This is a genomic window from Alteraurantiacibacter aestuarii (assembly GCF_009827405.1).
Classification (GTDB): domain Bacteria; phylum Pseudomonadota; class Alphaproteobacteria; order Sphingomonadales; family Sphingomonadaceae; genus Alteraurantiacibacter; species Alteraurantiacibacter aestuarii.
Genome location: NZ_WTYY01000004.1, coordinates 20892 through 38142, shown reverse-complemented (window position 1 = coordinate 38142; position 17251 = coordinate 20892). Strand labels below are relative to the sequence as shown.

General features: G+C 62.1%; 15 protein-coding genes. 8 read left to right on the top strand and 7 right to left on the bottom strand.

All coding sequences use genetic code 11. The features are described from left to right. The first annotated feature begins 72 nt into the window (after window positions 1-72). On the top strand, window positions 73-1164 hold the full coding sequence (locus GRI32_RS08460; RefSeq protein WP_160591203.1) for a fatty acid desaturase family protein: 1092 nt from the start codon (window positions 73-75) through the stop codon (window positions 1162-1164). A gap of 97 nt (window positions 1165-1261) precedes the next feature. On the opposite strand, the gene GRI32_RS08455 is transcribed toward GRI32_RS08460, so the two are convergent. The 6 genes from GRI32_RS08455 to GRI32_RS08430 all read right to left on the bottom strand — a co-directional run bounded on the left by GRI32_RS08455 (window position 1262) and on the right by GRI32_RS08430 (window position 7642). Continuing rightward, the gene (locus GRI32_RS08455; RefSeq protein ID WP_160591201.1) at window positions 1262-1546 is read right to left on the bottom strand and encodes a hypothetical protein; all 285 of its coding nucleotides are present in this window, start codon (window positions 1544-1546) and stop codon (window positions 1262-1264) included. Window positions 1547-1657: 111 nt separating this feature from the next. After that, window positions 1658-2758 carry an LPS export ABC transporter permease LptG gene (gene lptG, locus GRI32_RS08450; RefSeq protein WP_160591199.1) on the bottom strand — a complete coding sequence of 367 codons (1101 nt, stop codon included), beginning with the start codon at window positions 2756-2758 and terminating at the stop codon, window positions 1658-1660. Further along, the gene (locus GRI32_RS08445; protein ID WP_160591197.1) at window positions 2748-3989 is read right to left on the bottom strand and encodes an LptF/LptG family permease; all 1242 of its coding nucleotides are present in this window, start codon (window positions 3987-3989) and stop codon (window positions 2748-2750) included. The genes lptG and GRI32_RS08445 overlap by 11 nt, the downstream gene beginning before the upstream one ends. Window positions 3990-4111: 122 nt before the next feature. Beyond that, on the bottom strand, window positions 4112-4525 hold the full coding sequence (gene clpS, locus GRI32_RS08440; RefSeq protein ID WP_419866768.1) for an ATP-dependent Clp protease adapter ClpS: 414 nt from the start codon (window positions 4523-4525) through the stop codon (window positions 4112-4114). 232 nt (window positions 4526-4757) lie between these two features. Continuing rightward, on the bottom strand, window positions 4758-5603 hold the full coding sequence (locus GRI32_RS08435; RefSeq protein ID WP_160591196.1) for a phasin family protein: 846 nt from the start codon (window positions 5601-5603) through the stop codon (window positions 4758-4760). Between the two features lie 140 nt (window positions 5604-5743). Then, window positions 5744-7642 carry a PHA/PHB synthase family protein gene (locus tag GRI32_RS08430; protein WP_160591194.1) on the bottom strand — a complete coding sequence of 633 codons (1899 nt, stop codon included), beginning with the start codon at window positions 7640-7642 and terminating at the stop codon, window positions 5744-5746. 126 nt (window positions 7643-7768) lie between these two features. On the opposite strand from GRI32_RS08430, the gene GRI32_RS08425 reads away from it, so the two are divergent. From GRI32_RS08425 to GRI32_RS08395, 7 genes are all read left to right on the top strand, one after another. Beyond that, window positions 7769-8968 (top strand): LL-diaminopimelate aminotransferase, encoded by a 1200-nt coding sequence (locus tag GRI32_RS08425; RefSeq protein WP_160591192.1) that lies wholly within the window; start codon window positions 7769-7771, stop codon window positions 8966-8968. A 253-nt stretch (window positions 8969-9221) separates the two neighbouring features. Beyond that, on the top strand, window positions 9222-9833 hold the full coding sequence (locus tag GRI32_RS08420) for a winged helix-turn-helix domain-containing protein (protein ID WP_337190192.1): 612 nt from the start codon (window positions 9222-9224) through the stop codon (window positions 9831-9833). Window positions 9834-9937: 104 nt separating this feature from the next. Next, entirely contained in the window at window positions 9938-11344 is a 1407-nt protein-coding gene (locus tag GRI32_RS08415; RefSeq protein ID WP_160591190.1) for an MFS transporter, read from the top strand. 25 nt (window positions 11345-11369) lie between these two features. Continuing rightward, entirely contained in the window at window positions 11370-13028 is a 1659-nt protein-coding gene (locus tag GRI32_RS08410; RefSeq protein ID WP_160591188.1) for a dihydroxy-acid dehydratase, read from the top strand. 6 nt (window positions 13029-13034) lie between these two features. Next, window positions 13035-13880 (top strand): alpha/beta fold hydrolase, encoded by an 846-nt coding sequence (locus GRI32_RS08405; RefSeq protein WP_160591186.1) that lies wholly within the window; start codon window positions 13035-13037, stop codon window positions 13878-13880. A gap of 384 nt (window positions 13881-14264) precedes the next feature. Beyond that, window positions 14265-14426, top strand: a complete 162-nt coding sequence (locus tag GRI32_RS08400) for a hypothetical protein (RefSeq protein WP_160591184.1) — start codon at window positions 14265-14267, stop codon at window positions 14424-14426. 329 nt (window positions 14427-14755) lie between these two features. Then, entirely contained in the window at window positions 14756-15634 is an 879-nt protein-coding gene (locus GRI32_RS08395; RefSeq protein ID WP_160591182.1) for a GGDEF domain-containing protein, read from the top strand. Window positions 15635-15757: 123 nt separating this feature from the next. On the opposite strand, the gene GRI32_RS08390 is transcribed toward GRI32_RS08395, so the two are convergent. Continuing rightward, window positions 15758-17236, bottom strand: a complete 1479-nt coding sequence (locus tag GRI32_RS08390) for an FAD-dependent oxidoreductase (protein WP_160591180.1) — start codon at window positions 17234-17236, stop codon at window positions 15758-15760. Between the last annotated feature and the right edge of the window lie 15 nt (window positions 17237-17251).

Genomic DNA, 17251 nt, shown 5'->3' with positions numbered 1-17251 from the left:
CGCCGTGCCGAAGATTGATCTTTGGCAATGGCAAGCCGCACAAGGCAAGATAAGAACTGGCGAAGACTGGATATGACCGCGACCCAATCTCTCGGCCCCGCAGGTGCCATGGCAACCGATGGCAGCACGCGCGTGCGCAAGTCGCAGATCGCTGACGACAAGGCGATGCTGCGCGCCGCGGCGGAGCTGACGCGCGATATCAACGTGGCGCGGCCCGCGATCTACTGGCCGGACATGATCCTTTCGGCGCTGGTGGGCTATGGCGCGCTGGCGGGCGCGATCCTGGCCACGGACACGTGGGTGGCGGTGGCATTTGGCCTGTTGTCCTTCATGGCGCTGTACCGCGCGCTGCTGTTCATTCACGAAATCACCCATCTGCATCGCAACGCCTTGCCCGGCTTTCGCACCGCGTGGAACATGCTGGTGGGCATCCCCATGCTCACCCCCAGCCTGATGTATGAGCAGGTGCACACGCTGCACCATTCGCGCATGCGCTATGGCACGCCGGAGGACCCGGAATATCTGCCGCTGGCGCTGATGAAGCCGTGGTCGCTGCCGCTGTTCATCCTGGTGGCGCTACTGGCCCCTGTGGGCCTGCTGATCCGCTGGGGCGTGCTGGCGCCGCTGGGGCTGATCTTCCCGGCCGTGCGCAAATTCACGTGGGAGCGGGCATCCTCGCTCTCCATCAATCCCGATTTCCGTCGCCGCCCACCCGAAAATGACGAGCAGCGCCGCTGGTTCGCGTGGCAGCAGATCGGCGCCAGCATCTGGGCGCTGTTCCTGATCTCCACACCGTTCTGGCTGGGGTGGAAGCCGCTGCTGGTGGCGATGGCCATCGCATCGGCGGTCGCCACCTTCAACCAGCTGCGCACGCTGGTCGCCCATCTGTGGGAGAATGACGGGGAGGCGATGACGGTGACCGCGCAATATCTGGATTCGGTCAACGTTCCGACCTTCATTGCCGGCCTGTGGGCGCCTGTAGGCCTGCGCTATCACGCGCTGCATCACCTGCTGCCAAGCCTGCCCTATCACTCGCTGCACACAGCCCATCACCGCATTGCCGCGCATCTGGGGGTGGAATCGACCTATCAGGGCGCGGTGCACAAGGGCATGTGGCCGCTGGTCTGGCGGATCGGCCGCAGCACCATGGGGCGGCGCGGCTAAGGCCCGCGCAGACGACACAAAGCAACCAGCAGCCAGAACGAAAAAGGCCCCCGCCATCGGGCGAGGGCCTTCCTGCCTGGTGGCTAAACCTGTCGCTTCAGTTGCGTTCAACGGAGAATGAGGGGTTGCCGTCAATATCTGCGCTAATGGTGGTGCCGCCATCATTCATGGTGGCGCTGATACCCTTTTCGCTAATCGAAAGACTGTCACCAGCCGAGCTGTTGTCGGCATCGGCAGGCGCAGCAGATGGCGCAGGCACATAGGCCGGCTCGGGGGTATTGGCTTCGACAACGGTGGTATCGCCTTCTTCCACCGTGTCGCCGCATGCCGCCAGGCCCAGAATGGCCAGGGCGGAAAGGGCTGTCAGACTACGCTTGATCATACCAATACTCCTTGGTGGTTACTGGCAGAGAGACTCCTGGGCGATGCAGCTGTTCCCAAAAAGGGCAAAAACAAGGCAAGATAGATCAGGCACGACCGTCGGCGGGCAATCCTATTCCTCGGTCCGCACCAGCACCGTCTCTCCCAGGAGGAAGAAGAGTATGAAGGGCGCCCATGCGGCCAGCAGCGGCGGATATCCGCCGAAACTGCCCAGCGCCAGCGCGGCATTCTCGACCACGAAATAGGCAAAGCCCAGCGCCATTCCGATCACCGCGCGGGCGAACAGATGGCCCGAACGCGCCAGGCCAAAACCCGCCACTGCGCCCAGCAAGGGCATCAGCATGGCGGACAGCGGGCCGGATATCTTGTGCCACCATTTGCCTTCCAGCTCCGCCGTGCGGCGTCCGGCGGCCTTCAGCGCATCGATAGACCGTGACAGCTGCGCCAGCGTTTCCGCATCGGGATCGACCTTGCGCAGCTCCACCTGACTGATGGTGGTGCCGGGCGCGACAACCAGCGGCTCCGTCGCGGCGGTGCTCTGCGCGGTGACCACATCGAACACCTGCGCATCGTCCAGCAGCCAGCCGGGATTGGCAAAAGTGGCGCGGCTGCCGGTGATCTGGCGGGTGATCATGCCTGCATCGTCGCGTTCATAGAAAGTCACACCGGTCAGCACGGCATCATCGCCAAGCCCGCTCAGCTCGCGCGCCATCAGCACATCATTGCCATCGTTGAAATAGACGTTGAGCCTCGTGTCGGGATCGACCGGGACCACGCCATATTCCACGTTCTCCCACGCCTTCAGCGTGGCGGTGGCGCGGGTGACGACGCGTTCGTTGAAGCTGAAACTGGCGAGCGCCACGAACGCCGCCGTCAGCAGCAGCGGAGCCAGGATCTGGTGCGCGGAGAGGCCTGCCGCCTTCATCGCCACCACTTCGCTGTTCTGGTTGAGACCTGCCAGCGTGAGGATGGTGGCCAGCAGCACCGAATAGGGAAGGAAGCGCTGGATCAGCTGCGGAACACGCAGGCTGACATAGGTGAACAGCTCGCTCTCCCCATTGCCCTCAAAGGCGAGGATATCGGCCGTGCGGCTGAGCAGGTCGAGCATCATCAGCACCAGCACCAGCATCGCCAGCACGGCAACGATGCGCACGGCGAACATCTTGGCCAGATAAATGGTCAGGCGGCGCGAGGGGAAGAAATCAAGCAGCAATGATTGTCTCTTCCTCTGGCTCTGCGGACCGTTCTCCGCGATGGCGGCGGCGCAGCAGGGCCTTTATCTGCCGTGCCAGCTTGGCATAGATATTCTCCAGCCCGCCAATCGGCTGTCCGCCGGGCACAAAGGCGACCTGATAATACATCCACCCGATCAGCGCGAACAGCAGGGCAAACGGCCCCCACAGCGCCAGGAACGGATCGATCCGGCCCAGCTCCGCCACGCTTTCCCCATACTGGTTGACCTTGTGATAGGCGACCACGATCACGATCGAGAGGAAGATGCCCAGAGACGAGGTGGAGCGCTTGGGCGGAATGGCCAGCGCCACCGCCATCAGCGGCAACATGATCATCATCACCACTTCCACCATGCGATAGTTGAAATTGGCGCGGCTGCCCTGCCGGTCCTGCACGCTGGCTTCACGGCTCCAGCCGATCTCCAGCAGCTCGGGCAGGACATATTCGCGCTCCGCATCGCCGCGCGCGCGGAATCTTTCCAGCGCGGGCAGGTCTATCGGCAGGTCATGCTGGCTGAAGCTGAGCACGCGTGAGCGGCCACTGGGCACGGTATGGATGATGGTGCCGTCGATCAGCCGCAGGATGATGGTGTTGCGATCCTCCCGATTGGCGAGGAAGCGCCCCTCGCGCGCGGAGATGGACAGCACCTGCCCCTTGTCATTGGCGACGCGGGCGAAAATGCCCATCAGGTCGCGCCCCTCATCCTGGCTGGCTTCGATGCGCAGCGCCATGCGATCCTCGATAGTGTTGAATTCGCCCACCTTGATCGATGCGCCCAGCGCGCCCGATCGCAGCTCGAACTCCATTTCCTCATAGGCATAGCGCGCCAGCGGCTGGAGATAGCCGACGATGGCGAAATTGAGCGCCATCAGCGCAAAGGTCATCAGGTAGGGCACGCGCAGCAGGCGGGTGTAGGACATGCCCACCGCGCGCATCACGTCCAGCTCGCTGGAAATGGCCAGCTTGCGAAAGGCGAACAGGATACCCAGCATCAGCCCCAGCGGAATCGCCAGACCGGCATATTCGGGAATGAGGTTGACCAGCATCCGGAAGACCACGTTCACCGGCCCGCCTTCTGTCGATACGAACTCAAACAGGCGGAGCATTTTTTCCAGCAGCAGCAGGCTGGCGGCAAGCACGAAGATGCCGATCATCGGCACCAGCACAAGCCGGAAAATGTAGCGATCAATTGCGGTGATGAAGTGCGACAAGGAATGGACCCAGCGGTTCAGTGCGGATTGCTACCCAAGGCCTTAGCGAAGAATGTGGGCGCGGTCATGCCCTGATATACCGGTGGAGAAATGCGCGCAAATCTGCGCACGAGCCGAAACGGTCAGGCCTTTTCCAGCGTGCACTGCAACGGGTGCTGGTTCTCGCGGGCGAAATCCATCACCTGATTGACCTTGGTCTCGGCCACTTCATAGGGGAAGATGCCACACACGCCCACGCCGCGCTGGTGGACATGCAGCATCACCCGCGTCGCCTGTTCCAGATCCATGCGGAAGAAGCGCTTGAGCACCATCACCACGAATTCCATCGGGGTGTAGTCATCGTTGAGCATCAGCACCTTGTACTGGCTGGGCTTCTTGGATTTGGTGCGGGTCCGGGTGGCAACGCCAAGCTGGCCGTCGCCGGGACCCTTGTCGCCGTCCCCTGCTCCGCCGCCATCATCGCCGCCATCACCCCCGTCATGACTCCTGTTTCCGGCGCGCTGGCCAACGGCAAGCGTCAGCGGACACGCACCCATGCACGCATCAGTGTGGTTCGGTTCAAGGGGTTCGAAATCGCGGATCATGGAAGAGCCAAATATCGTATCGAAGTGTTCAGGTGCAAGATGCCCGGTGAAATTCATCACCAAGTGGCTTGTCCGGCGGGGGCTGGAGTCCGGGCCAACAGATGCAAATGGGCCGGGCAGTCTGACTGCCCGGCCCATTCAGAACGCCGGCGGGAGAGGAGAGACCGGCGGTAGATCGTGTCGCTTATGCGACCTTGGAAAGCTTCTCGACAGCGATGGTCACGCGGCCGGAAATCGGCGCCATGACATCATTCGCCAGCTTCATGGCGGCTTCGCTGCTCTTCGAGGAAGTGGCGACCATGGCATCGAAATTGCGACGCAGGATCTTGCCCTGAAGCTGGAACAGCTCGGTCGGGCTCTTCACGGCAGCCATTTCCTTCATGTCGGCGGTGATGGTTTCATAGGCAGACTTCGCTTCATCAGCATAGGTCTTGCCCAGATCCTGAATGGCGCCGGCCATGATCTTGCTGCTCTCGACGATCGCTTCGACATTGCCCTTGGCAACTTCGGTCATTTCCGAAACCATGCCGGTACCCTTGTCGTAAGCTTCCTGAGCCTTGGTCTGCATTTCAGAGACGGCTTCAGTCATCGACTTGCTCATCATCTCGGTTACGTCGGCGGTCTTGGTAGCCATTATCTTTTCCTTCAATTCGGTGACACTGGGTGTCTTGTGGGGGGTGGTAACTGGTGTGGTCGCGGGCTTGGCTGCGGTCTTGACCGGAACCTTTCTTGCGGCCGGAGGAGATTTCTTTTTTGCTGCCGGTTTGGCCGGCTTGGCCGCTGGCCTGGTCTTGGCAGCCGGAGCTGCCTTCCTCGTCACAGCCACCTTCTTGACCGGTGCGGCCTTGGCAGGTGCCTTCTTCGCTGCGGGGACCGCGGCGACAGGAGCAACCGCCGGCTTTACAGCTGCCGGTTCAACAGCAGCAGGCGCGGGCGTTGCCACTTTGTCTGCCTTCACCGCAGCAGATGACACTGCATTGGTTTTGGCATTTTCAGCTTCACTGGCTTTGGACTCTTTCGGGTCGGCCATGTTTCCTCGCTTGTTGCATTGGTGTCCGGACAGCTAATTGCTGCAATGCACAAATAGCAATCGCAGGTGCGAAGTCAAGGAAAAATGTTGCAGTGCACCATAAGTGAGGATGCGCGTCCCTTGCGGGCGGTTTCGTGCCCTCAGCGCATCGCCACATAACGGCCCGGAGCATCCTCCAGTGCCGGATTGTTCTTGCCGCCCGGCTTGCGCCTGCCGGTGGCTTTGACGCGGTCCGATCCCAGCGATTCAATCCAGCCGATCCAGTCCGTCCACCAGCTGCCGGGGTGTTCCTTCGCCCGGGCCTCGAAATCCTCGAGCGACGAACTGTCCGCTGCACCGGTCCAGTACTGGTACTTGTGGGCGGACGGCGGATTGATCACCCCGGCGATATGGCCGCTGCCCGCCAGCACGAAGCGCACTGGCCCTGACAGCTGGCCGATCATGCGGAACACGCTTTCGGGCGGAGCGATGTGATCCTCCCGCCCGGCCTGCACATAGGCGGGCGTGGTGATCCGGCTCAGGTCTATCGGCGTGCCATCGGCGGACATCTCGTCCGGCTTCACCAGCCGATTGTCGCGGTAGAGATCGCGCAGATAGGATTCGTGCCATTTGGCCGGCAGGTTGGTGACATCGCCGTTCCAGTACAGCAGGTCGAAAGCCGGGTAGTTCTCACCCAGCAGATAGTGGTTGACCACATAGTTCCAGATCAGGTCCGTCCCGCGCAGCATGTTGAACGTGGCCGCCATATAGCGCCCGTCCAGAAACCCGCCCTGGCTCGCCTGCCGGATCATTTCCAGCTTGGTATCGTCGATGAACATTTTCAGCTCACCCGCGCGTTCGAAATCGACCTGCGCGGTCAGGAAGGTGGCGCTGGCCACCCTGTCCGCCTGCTCACGCCGCGCAAGGACCGCCAGCGTCGCGGCCAGCGTGGTGCCCGCCACGCAATAGCCGATGGTGTGCACGCTTGGCACTTTCAGCCGCTCGCGCACGACGTCAATCGCTTCCACCTGCGCGCGGATGTAATCGTCCCATGTCACATCGGCCATGCTCTCGTCAGCGGATCGCCAGCTGACCATGATCACGCTCAGCCCCTGATCCACCGCCCATTTGACGAAGCTCTTCTTCGGGTTGAGATCGAGGATGTAGAAGCGGTTGATCCACGGCGGGAAGATTACCAGCGGGGTTTCCAGCACCGTCTCGGTGGTGGGCGTGTACTGGATCAGCTGGAAAAGCCGCGTTTCATAGATCACCTTGCCCGGCGTGCAGGCGATGTTCTCGCCCAATTTGAACTGGCTGGTATCGGTGTGGGTCAGCTGGCCCTTTTCGATATCGGCGGTCAACCGCTCCATGCCCTTCACCAGATTCTCGCCATGGGTTTCGATCGTGCGTTGCAGCACCACCGGATTCATCATCGGGAAATTGGACGGGCTCATCGCGTCGAGGATATTCCTGGTGGCGAAGCGCAACTGCTCGCGCTCCTCCGGCTCCAGCCCGTCGACCTCGTCCACCGCCTCTGCCACGCGCTCTGCCAGCAGCAGATAGGTCTGGTGGATCAGCGCGAACACCGGCTGCTGGCGCCATGCCGGATCGGCAAAGCGCCGGTCCTTGCGCGGGAAATGCGGATCATCGGTGGCGCTGGCGGCGGCATCTTCCTGCTCGCCCTCCGGCCCGTAATGGGTGAGGATCTTCTCCCACAATTGCACGCCCTCTTCCCACAGCTCGGCCTGCTCTTCGGGATCGAGGAACGGCATCTGGTCATACCAGGCCTGCATCATCGCCATCCACTGCGCCGGATCGGCCATGAACGGCGCGGGCATCACCCCGCCCTTGCCATCGCTCTTGCTGTTCATGTCGAACCAGCTTTGCTGGAAGGCCATGATCGATGCGCCCAGCTCATCCACATCGTGCTGGTCGGGCATGTGGCGGGCCACTTCGGGCGCGAAGGTCTGCATGACCTGCCGTGCCGCCTCGCCCTGCATGCGCAGCATTTCGGTGAATATGTCTGCCGCTTTATCGGCTTCGCCCGTTTTCTTGCTCATTTAATCATCATAGAAGGAAATATGTGATTTGGGAGACAATACCGCCCGATGTATCGACCTGCGTTGCGCGACGCGGTCGATTCGGCCACACTCGCGCAGCACCATCAACCTGATGAAACGGAAATCATGGATACCGAATTCTACCGCATCAAGCGCCTGCCGCCATATGTCATCGCCGAAGTCAACGCGATGCGAGCGGCCGCGCGAGCGGAAGGGCGCGATATCATCGACCTTGGCATGGGCAATCCCGATCTGCCCCCGCCTGCCCATGTGATCGACAAATTGTGCGAAGTTGCGCGCGATCCCTCGTCGCACGGCTATTCGCAATCCAAGGGCATTCCCGGCCTGCGCAAGGCTCAGGCCAATTACTACCAGACCCGCTTCGGGGTGGAAGTCGATCCTGAAAAGGAAGTGGTCGTCACGCTGGGGTCCAAGGAAGGTCTGGCCAGCCTGGCCACGGCGATCACCGCGCCGGGCGATACCATTCTTGCGCCCAATCCGTCCTATCCGATCCACACTTTCGGCTTCATCATTGCCGGGGCATCGATCCGCTCTGTCCCCACAACGCCCGACGACCGCTATTGGGCGGAGCTGGAAAAGGCGATGAACTTCACCGTCCCGCGCCCCACGGTGCTGGTGGTCAATTTCCCCTCCAACCCCACCGCCGAAGTGGTCGATCTGGCGTTTTATGAGCAGCTGGTGGACTGGGCCAAGTTCCACAAGGTGTGGCTGCTGTCCGACCTCGCCTATTCGGAGCTGTATTTCAACGGCAAGCCCACTCCCTCGATCCTGCAGGCCAAGGGTGCAAAGGATGTGGCGGTGGAATTCACCAGCCTGTCCAAAACCTATTCCATGGCTGGCTGGCGGATCGGATTTGCCGTGGGCAATCCGACGCTGATCTCCGCCCTCACGCGGGTGAAGTCCTATATCGATTACGGCGCCTTCACCCCGATTCAGGCGGCCGCCTGCGCCGCGCTGAACGGGCCGCAGGACATCGTCGAAAAGAACCGCCTGCTGTATCACAAGCGACGCGACGTGATGGTCGAGGCGTTTGGCCGCGCCGGCTGGGAAATTCCCCCGCCCCCCGCCAGCATGTTCGCCTGGGCGCCCTTGCCGCCGCAACTGAAGGAAATGGGCAGCCTGGAATTTTCCAAGCAGTTGCTGATCCACGCCGAAGTCGCCGTGGCGCCGGGCGTGGGCTATGGCGAGGATGGCGAAGGGTTCGTGCGCATCGCCATGGTCGAAAACGAACAGAGGCTGCGGCAGGCAGCGCGCAATATCAAACGCTACCTGCAAAGCATGGGGGTAAACTCTTCCGCCGCCTGAGGTGCCGAAAAGCAAATCATGTAGGCCCATGGGCAGTCCGAGCAATCGTGCATAATACTGAATTGCATGTTTGTCCGTTTGGCTGTGCCATGCACAGCTGAAATGGGGCAGGAGTGGAGTTGTGGCATACTTCGGCTGGGTAGCCGATACATCTGAACCGCCCGAAAAGTGGGACCTGCGGCTGGGGGGCTGGCAATTGTGCAGGGGTCGTGATGGCTGTCGGGCCGACTGCAAGCATGTCCTGATCTGCGATGTGCGGAGCCTTACCCCGGCGCAGCGCTGTGGCCTGGCCGAGGCTGACCGTCCGGCGTGGCGGCTGATCCTGGTGGGCGTGGCCGATGCCGCCGAACGCGCCAGTCTGCTGTCCATGGGGTGCGCGGAAGTCCTGCCCGATTGCGCCAGCATGCGCGAACTTTCCGCCAGATCGCAGCGCGTGGCGGAAATGTTCGGCCTGTTGCCGCGCTGGCGCACGCTGGGGCCGATCACGCTGGACCTGTTTCACCGCGATGCACGGCGCGGAGCGCGCTGGCTCAGCCTGCATCCGCGCGAATTCGGCGTATTGTGGCGTCTGGCCGATAATCCCGGCGAACGGGTCACGCGCGGGCAATTGCTGAAAGACGTGTGGCGCATCAGCCACGAGCCGGAAACCAACAGCGTGGAAGTGCATGTATCGCGCCTGCGGGCCAAGCTGGCGGCAGCGGATTGCGAAACGCTGATCCAGACCGCGCCCGAAGGTGGCTACCGGATCGTCAACCACACGCCGTTCATGTTCGCGCAAACGCCGACGCAGGCCGATGCCCTGGACAATTATCTGCGCGATCTGGATTGGCATGAAGGCGAAAAGGTCAAGGCATCCCAATTCTGAACTTTTTCAGCCAATACAATTTTTGACCAATTGCCACCTAGCGGACTTGCCCGCCTGCCTCTATCGTCATCGCCATAAAAGGGGATCTGGGGAGAGGATCGATCATGGCCAGTACGCAGGCCACTACACCGGCCAATACGCTGGACGTCGCGAAATTCCTGGAAGATCGCGGGATGACGCGCTTCCATATCTATCTGCTTGTCATTTCCAGCTGCGTCACATTCTTCGACGGGCTGGACTTCTCGCTGATCTCCTTCACCCTGCCCTATCTGCGCGAGGAAATGGCGCTGACCGATACTATGACCGGCCTGGTCAGTTCGGCAGCGTTCCTGGGGCAGATGATCGGATCGCTGGTCGGCTCCTATATCGCCGATATCGTCGGGCGGCGCCCGGTCATCATCTGGTGCACGTTGCTCAGCGCGGTGCTGACTTTCATCACCGGCTTTGCCGACGGGCCGTGGATGCTGATCGTGCTGCGTCTGCTGGGCGGGCTGGCGATTGGCGGCCTGCTGGCTCCGGCATGGTCGATCAATATCGAAAGCATGCCCGCGGGCAAGAAGGCGCGCGCTGTCACCATCATCATGCTGGGCTTCAGCTTTGGCGGTGCGGCGGCAGGTCAGGTGACCAATTTCCTCGCCCCGGTCTATGGCTGGGAAGGCGTGTTCTTTGCCTGCGGTGCCGCCACCGGCGTGCTGGCGCTGATCCTGCTGTTCACCATGCCTGAAAGCGCCCGCTGGCTGGCCGCCAAGGGCAAGCCGGCAGACCGCATAGTGCCGCTGCTCAACCGCTTCGATCCTGCTGCCGACCTCAAGCGCTTTACCCATTTCGTGCTGTCGGATGAGCGCAAGGCCAATGCCCGGCAGGACCCGCTGGCCAATCTGGCGGAGCTGTTCCGTGGCTGGCTGATCTATATCACCCCGCTGATCTGGTTCGCCTATTTCTGCTCCAGCTTTGCGATCTATCTCAAATCCAGCTTTGGCGTGCTGTTCCTGGAGGAGCTGGGGATAGAGCGCACGATGGCCGCCGATCTCAGCTCCATCGGCGGGATGATCGGCGCCATTGCCGGTGTGCTGCTGCTGGTGTTCACCGAAAAGCGCGGACCTGCATGGATTGCCGCCGCGCCGTTGCTGGGGATTCCGCTGGCCATGCTGATCGGATCGGGAGCGCTGCTGGAAGGCGCGCTGTTCATTCCCGTGGTGCTGGCCGGATCGATCATGATCAGCGCCGGACATGCGGCGGTGATTTCCATCACCAGCATCTATTACCCCAGCGCCGTGCGCGCCACCGGGGGTGGCTGGGCCAGCTTCATGGCCAAGTTCGCCGCCGTGGCCGCGCCCAATGTGGGTGCCGCCTGGTTCCTTTCCAGCAAGTCCGCCGTGCTCGATGGCTATATGTTCACGGCACTGTGCCTGGTGGGTGTGGTGATCGGACTGATGGCGCTGGCCTATTTCGCGCGCAAGCTGGCGGCAGATCGCCTGCTGGAAGATGCGCAGCCCCAACCGGCCGAATAGAAGGCCACCCAAGCAGGATTTACCCATGCCAGAACTACGCAGCCTCGCCGCGAACTCTCCGTCTCGCCGGGCGAACTGGAAGGCGCTCGGCCTGTCGCAGGAGGACATGCTCAAGCCCAAGATCGCGGTGGTCAATTCCTCCAGCGAGCTGGCGATCTGCTATGCCCACCTCGATGGCATCGCCAGGATCGTGAAGGAGGAAATCCGCAAGGCTGGCGGCATACCATTCGAAGTGCGCACCGCCGCCCCGTCGGACTTCATCACCGGCGCCAACAAGGCCGGGTCCTATATCCTGGCCGGGCGTGACATCATCGCCAATGACATTGAGGTGCAGGTGGAAGCCGCGCTGCTGGATGGCATGATCTGCCTGACCAGCTGCGACAAGACGCCGCCGGGCCACCTGATGGCCGCAGCGCGCCTCAACATTCCCACCATCCTTGTCATCGGCGGCTACCAGCAGGCAGGCCAGATCGATGGTGAGCCGGTGGACGTGGAGGATGTGTGGTCGGGCCAGATTGGTGAGCGGTTCGGCAAGAAGCCCAAGTTCCCCATCGCCGACCTGGCTGAAAATGCCATCATGGGGCCCGGTGTTTGCGCGGGCATGGCCACGGCCAACACCATGCATTCGGTGGTCGAAGCGCTGGGCATGGCACTGCCCGGCCATGCGCCCGTGCGCGGCAATTCGCCCAAGATGCAGGAAAACGCCCGCGCCGCCGCCCGCCGCATCGTGGAAATGGTGGGTGAGGACCTCAAGCCGCGCTCGATCCTGACCGAAGGCGCATTCCGCAATGCGATCGCCACCGTGCTGGCCGTCAGCGGCTCAATCAATGCCATCAAGCATTTGCAGGCGACCGCCATCGAGGCGGAAAACGGCCTCGATATCTTCGCCATGTGGGAGGAGATGGCCGATGTGCCGGTGCTTTCCGCCGTGCGGCCAACGGGCGAAGTGCGGATCGAACAGTTTGAGGATGCCGGCGGCGCGCGCGCCATATTGAAGCGCCTGCTGCCGATGATCGAAGGTTCCGCGCTCACCTGCACCGGCAAGACGCTGGCGGAAAATCTTGAAGGCTATGAGGTTGAGGGACCGGACGTGATCCGCCCGCTGGACAATCCCATCGGCCCCGGCCCCGCCATCGCCATTCTCGGCGGCAATTTCGCCGATACAGCGGTGGTCCGGCTGGGCATTCGCGATGGCTCCCGGCCAGAGGAATTTGAAGGCCCTGCCCGCGTGTTCGAAAGTTCCATGGAGTGCCTGCAGGGGATCGAGGACGGCGTGGTCAAGCCGGGCGACGTGGTGATCGCCCGCAATCAGGGGCTGAAAGGCGGCCCGGCGATGGGCGGCAGCGCCAGCCTGGTGCTGTTTGCGCTCGACGCGGCAGGCCTTGCCAAGACCACCGCCTTCGTCACCGATGGCCAGCTTTCGGGCCTGTGCCTGAAGGGCCTGACCGTGGCCGAAGTGGCGCCCGAGGCAGCCATCGGCGGTCCCATCGGGCTGGTGCAGGATGGCGATATCATCCGCATCTCTGTCCAGAACCGCAGCATCGATATTGACCTGACAGCCGAGGAGATGGCCACCCGCACCGGCCCGGGCTTCCGCATTCCCGCCACCGGCTACCTCAGCACCTTCCGCCAGGACGTGCAGCCGATGCGCACCGGAGGCGTGTTGCTGCCAGCCAAGGAATAGACCACCATGTTCATCCAGCTGGACCGCGCGCGCATCTTCTTCGACACCGCCGGATCGCAGCTGATGCCGGGGCCGGAGGGCATGGAGCCGCGCCCCACCCTGCTGGTGCTGCATGGCGGGCCAGGGTTCGATCACTCGACCTTGCGCCCCTATTTCGATCGTTTCGCCGATACGCATCAGGTGATCTATCTGGACCACCGGGGCAACGGCCGTTCCACCGGCGATTTTGCTGACATGCATCTGGACCGCTGGGCCGATGACATTGCCGATTTCTGCGCCGCACTGGGGATCGAAAAGCCGGTGGTGCTGGGGCAGAGCTTTGGCGGCATGGTGGCGATGCATTATGCCGCGCGGCACCCGCATGGACCATCAAAACTGATCCTCTCCTCTACCGCTGCGCGCATGCGCTATGACCATACGCTGGCGATATTCGAGAAGCTGGGCGGCGCCGAGGCCGTGGAAGTGGCCCGGGCCAACTGGGAGCAGCCCAGCAAGGAGAGCTTCGCGCGCTATACCAGTGTCTGCCTGCCGCTCTACAACCGCAACCCCGCGACCGATCCCGCTGCGGCAATGAATCGCGCAATCCGCAAGGATGAGGTGACGATCCACTTCTTCAAGGGCGAATTACAGGACATGGACCTGCGCCCGCAGCTGGCCGCCATCACCTGCCCCACGCTGATCCTGGCCGGAACCGAAGATCCGATCACTCCGGTGATCTGTGCGCAGGAACTGGCCGAAGCATTTGCCGGACGCGCGCAGCTGGAAGTGTTCGAAGGCTGCGGCCACGGCAGCTACCGCGATGATCCCGAAGGCAGCGAGCGCGTGCTGCGCGCATTTCTGGCTGGTGCGTGAGCAGGGTGCGGCCCATGGCAGTGAGGCGCACACTGATCAAAAAGACTACATTCGCCTGACTGGTCAGCCGTGCGGTATTCACAATATCGGCTTCCATCGTATGGTAATCCGATCCGGGACGAGCGTCCATCAGCCATATAAAACCGCCATCCGCTCCGCGTTTGAATAGTGAATTGACAAGGAAAACGGAATATTATTCATATATTTTGTGATAATATTCTAAATAAGTAACATTGCGTATCTCCAACTACTATTATTGACTCCATTTCTTATATTCATATCCTTCGCTTGCGACTACTGGAGTCGCGTACAGAGGAGATGGATATGTTGAACTTCCGCCGTAAGCGGCTCGCAGCCGCGGGACTTGCTCTGGCCGCCCTCGGGATGGCAGCCCCCGCACAGGCAATGTACGTCGTGACCTGGTTCAATTCCTATGGGAATGGCGTCCAGTATGTCTGCGATGACAACCTGACAATCTTCTATCAACAGGGCACAATTTCGGGCACGCCGATGGTCACCGAATGGTATCCCGGTCAGGTTTGCTGATCCGGAATCGAAAGTGAGGCGCGCCGCCAGACCGATTGGCGGCGCGCTCTTTCCTGCACCGAGCAGATTGAGCTATAGCTCCGCCAGTTGTTTGCGATGTCTGAAAAATCCCGGCCAATTGCACGGACATGGTGAGAATGCGTCCAGCTAGCTTCACGAAACCCAGATAGCTTCACGAAACAGGGCAATTCGATAAGCGCAAATTTACCTTTTTGGCCGAAAAGAGGGCCATGCAAGCGCCGCCTTCACTGAATGCTTTCAGCCACATATCGAGCTGGGCATACACAACCCAACGCCTGCGGCGGGCAACTGCCTGGATCATAGTTCTGTTGCTGGTCGATCTTGCCCTGCTGGCAGATGTGATCACCGGGGCAAACGTCTGGTTTGGGCCGGTCTATCTGTTTGTGATGTGCGGTGCCACGTGGCTGCTGGGCCTGACGCGGGGCTACGCAGTTGCGGTCTGCTGCATGTTGCTGACATTCTGGATCAATGGATTTGAACTCTACCCCTATGGTTCAGCGGCTCTTTCGTGGGACCTTGGGCTGCGATTTGTCGCTCTTTCAATGCTCATAATTGTCATCGCGGCGGTGCGCGGTGCCTTCCTGAGAGAGTGGTGGCTGGCACGGATCGAACCGCTGACCGGAGCACTGAACAGGCAGGCGTTTTTTGAATTTGCCGAGTCCTTGTGCAGCAGCCGACAATGGCGCCTTCTCATATATGCCGATCTTGATGGACTGAAGGCCGTAAATGACCGGCACGGCCACGCCGCCGGAGACAAGCGGCTGAAGGATTTCTCTTCTCTTGTCAGAAAATCAATCCGGCGCGGAGACGTCTTTGCCCGGATGGGCGGGGACGAATTCGTCATCTTCATGCCGGTGAAAAGTGAGGACGCAGCGCGCGGCCTCGCCAGACGACTGGATACAACATTGAACGACAGGCGAACCGGGCCGGAGGGCAATTTTCTGTGTAGCCTGGGTGCCTTGCTGGTCCCACCCGGAAGCGCTTCGCTGGAGCTGTTGGTGGGCGAAGCGGATCACCTGATGTACGAAGCCAAGGTGAAGGGTTCCTGCATGCAGGTTGGAATGGCGGGCGTGGCCGTCTCGCCGATCAGGACTGGAAGTGCGCGGGGCGGCGTGCGGCCCCTGATAAGTGCCATATCGACAAGGCAGGTCACCAAGCACGACAGGCGGGCTCCTCACTCGCCATAGATGGTGAGGGCTCTGGCCAAGCTGGCCGTGCGCGCCGCCAGCCTGCCGCCAGCGCCAGCAGAGCGCGCGCCTGCCGGCAGGCCGCACCTTTGCCCCCTTGTTCTCCGCTGCATCAGGTGTGATTTATTGCGCCGGAACAGCCTCCGCCCGCACCGCCGCCACCGCTGCATCGTCGGTCAGATGCGCACCTTGCGCCCGCAGGACCTTGCGAATCTGGTCCACATTCACATCGCGCGGCTGCACGCCGCCATCGGCAGCCAGCGCGGCGCCCACGCCTGCCGCGTGGCCGGTCAGCCAGCATTGCGGAATCTCGCGCATGAAGCCGTGGGAATTGGCATCGCAGCTGATGTGCCGTCCGCCCACCAGCAGCCCGTCCAGCGCGCGCGGGACGAGCGATCCGTATGGCACGGACACGACCGGAAACTTGGGGCTGATCGAGGGGGAAATGCCCACTTCATCCGTTGCGGGAATATCCTCGCCCCAGTCCTTGCGCTCTATCCGGCCAAGCCCTGCCAGCCGCCGCGTGTGGCGCACGCCCAGCTGGCTGGCGCTTTGCAGCGAATAGGCGCTTTCGAAGCCCGGCGCATGTTTGCGGAAGAACTGGCAATGGCCCTCCATCAGACGGTGGCTGCGAATCTCGACCTCGGTCATGTCATCCACGTCGAGCGCCGACAGGCCAGACTGGCGCGGCCCCAGGAACAGCGCGATATCGGGCCGCCAGCTGACATAAGGAGTCTGGAAATATCCCAGCTCCTCACGTCCGCGCGCCATGAATTCGCGCAGGCCGTCCGGGTCATGCACCTTCCAGTCGATCCAGCGATCCATGTTCACGCCGCCCAGCACCCAGCCGGTGTTCATCGAATGGTGGACGTCGCCTTCCTCGATATCGGTGTCGAATTCGGCCCCGGCGCGGGCGAACATGTCGCCATCGCCGGTGGTATCCACCACCACCTTGGCCAGCAGTGCGTTGCGCCCGGCCTTGCTTTCGAAGATCACGCCCTTTGCCGCACCATCCTCCACCAGCGGGCGCGCGGCCCATGCGTGGAAGACGATGCGCACGCCCGCCTCCAGCAGCATTTCCTGCGCGTTGAGCTTCATCCGTTCGGGATCGAGCGTGGGCGCCCATTGCACGATGCCGTGAAAGGCAGTGGTGCGATTGCCCCAATAGCCCGCCTTCACCGGGTCGCGGCTGCCCCAGTCCGCTCGCGGAGGACCGGCCACGGCCTCGGGCGGCATGCGCTCGATGAATTCGCGGGCAAAGCCCTGGATCACATGGTTGCCCTGCCAGTCTGTCATGCGGTCAATCCACATCACCAGACCGCCGGTGGAAAGCCCGCCCAGGCAGTTGTAGCGCTCCACCAAGGTGACATCGGCGCCCGCCCTGGCCGCAGCCCACGCCGCCGCGCAACCAGCCGGTCCGCCGCCGATCACCGCCACATCGCACTGGTGGTAGATATCGATATCGCGCGCATCCTCACGGATGGTACCGGAGCCATTGGGCGGCGGCAGGTTGCGCCGGTCACTCTCGAACACGTCGGAGCCGAGGAAGCGCTCCTCGCTATGCCCCGCGATCCGCTGCAATTTGGGTTTGTCGTCGGCCATCTGCACCATATCCTG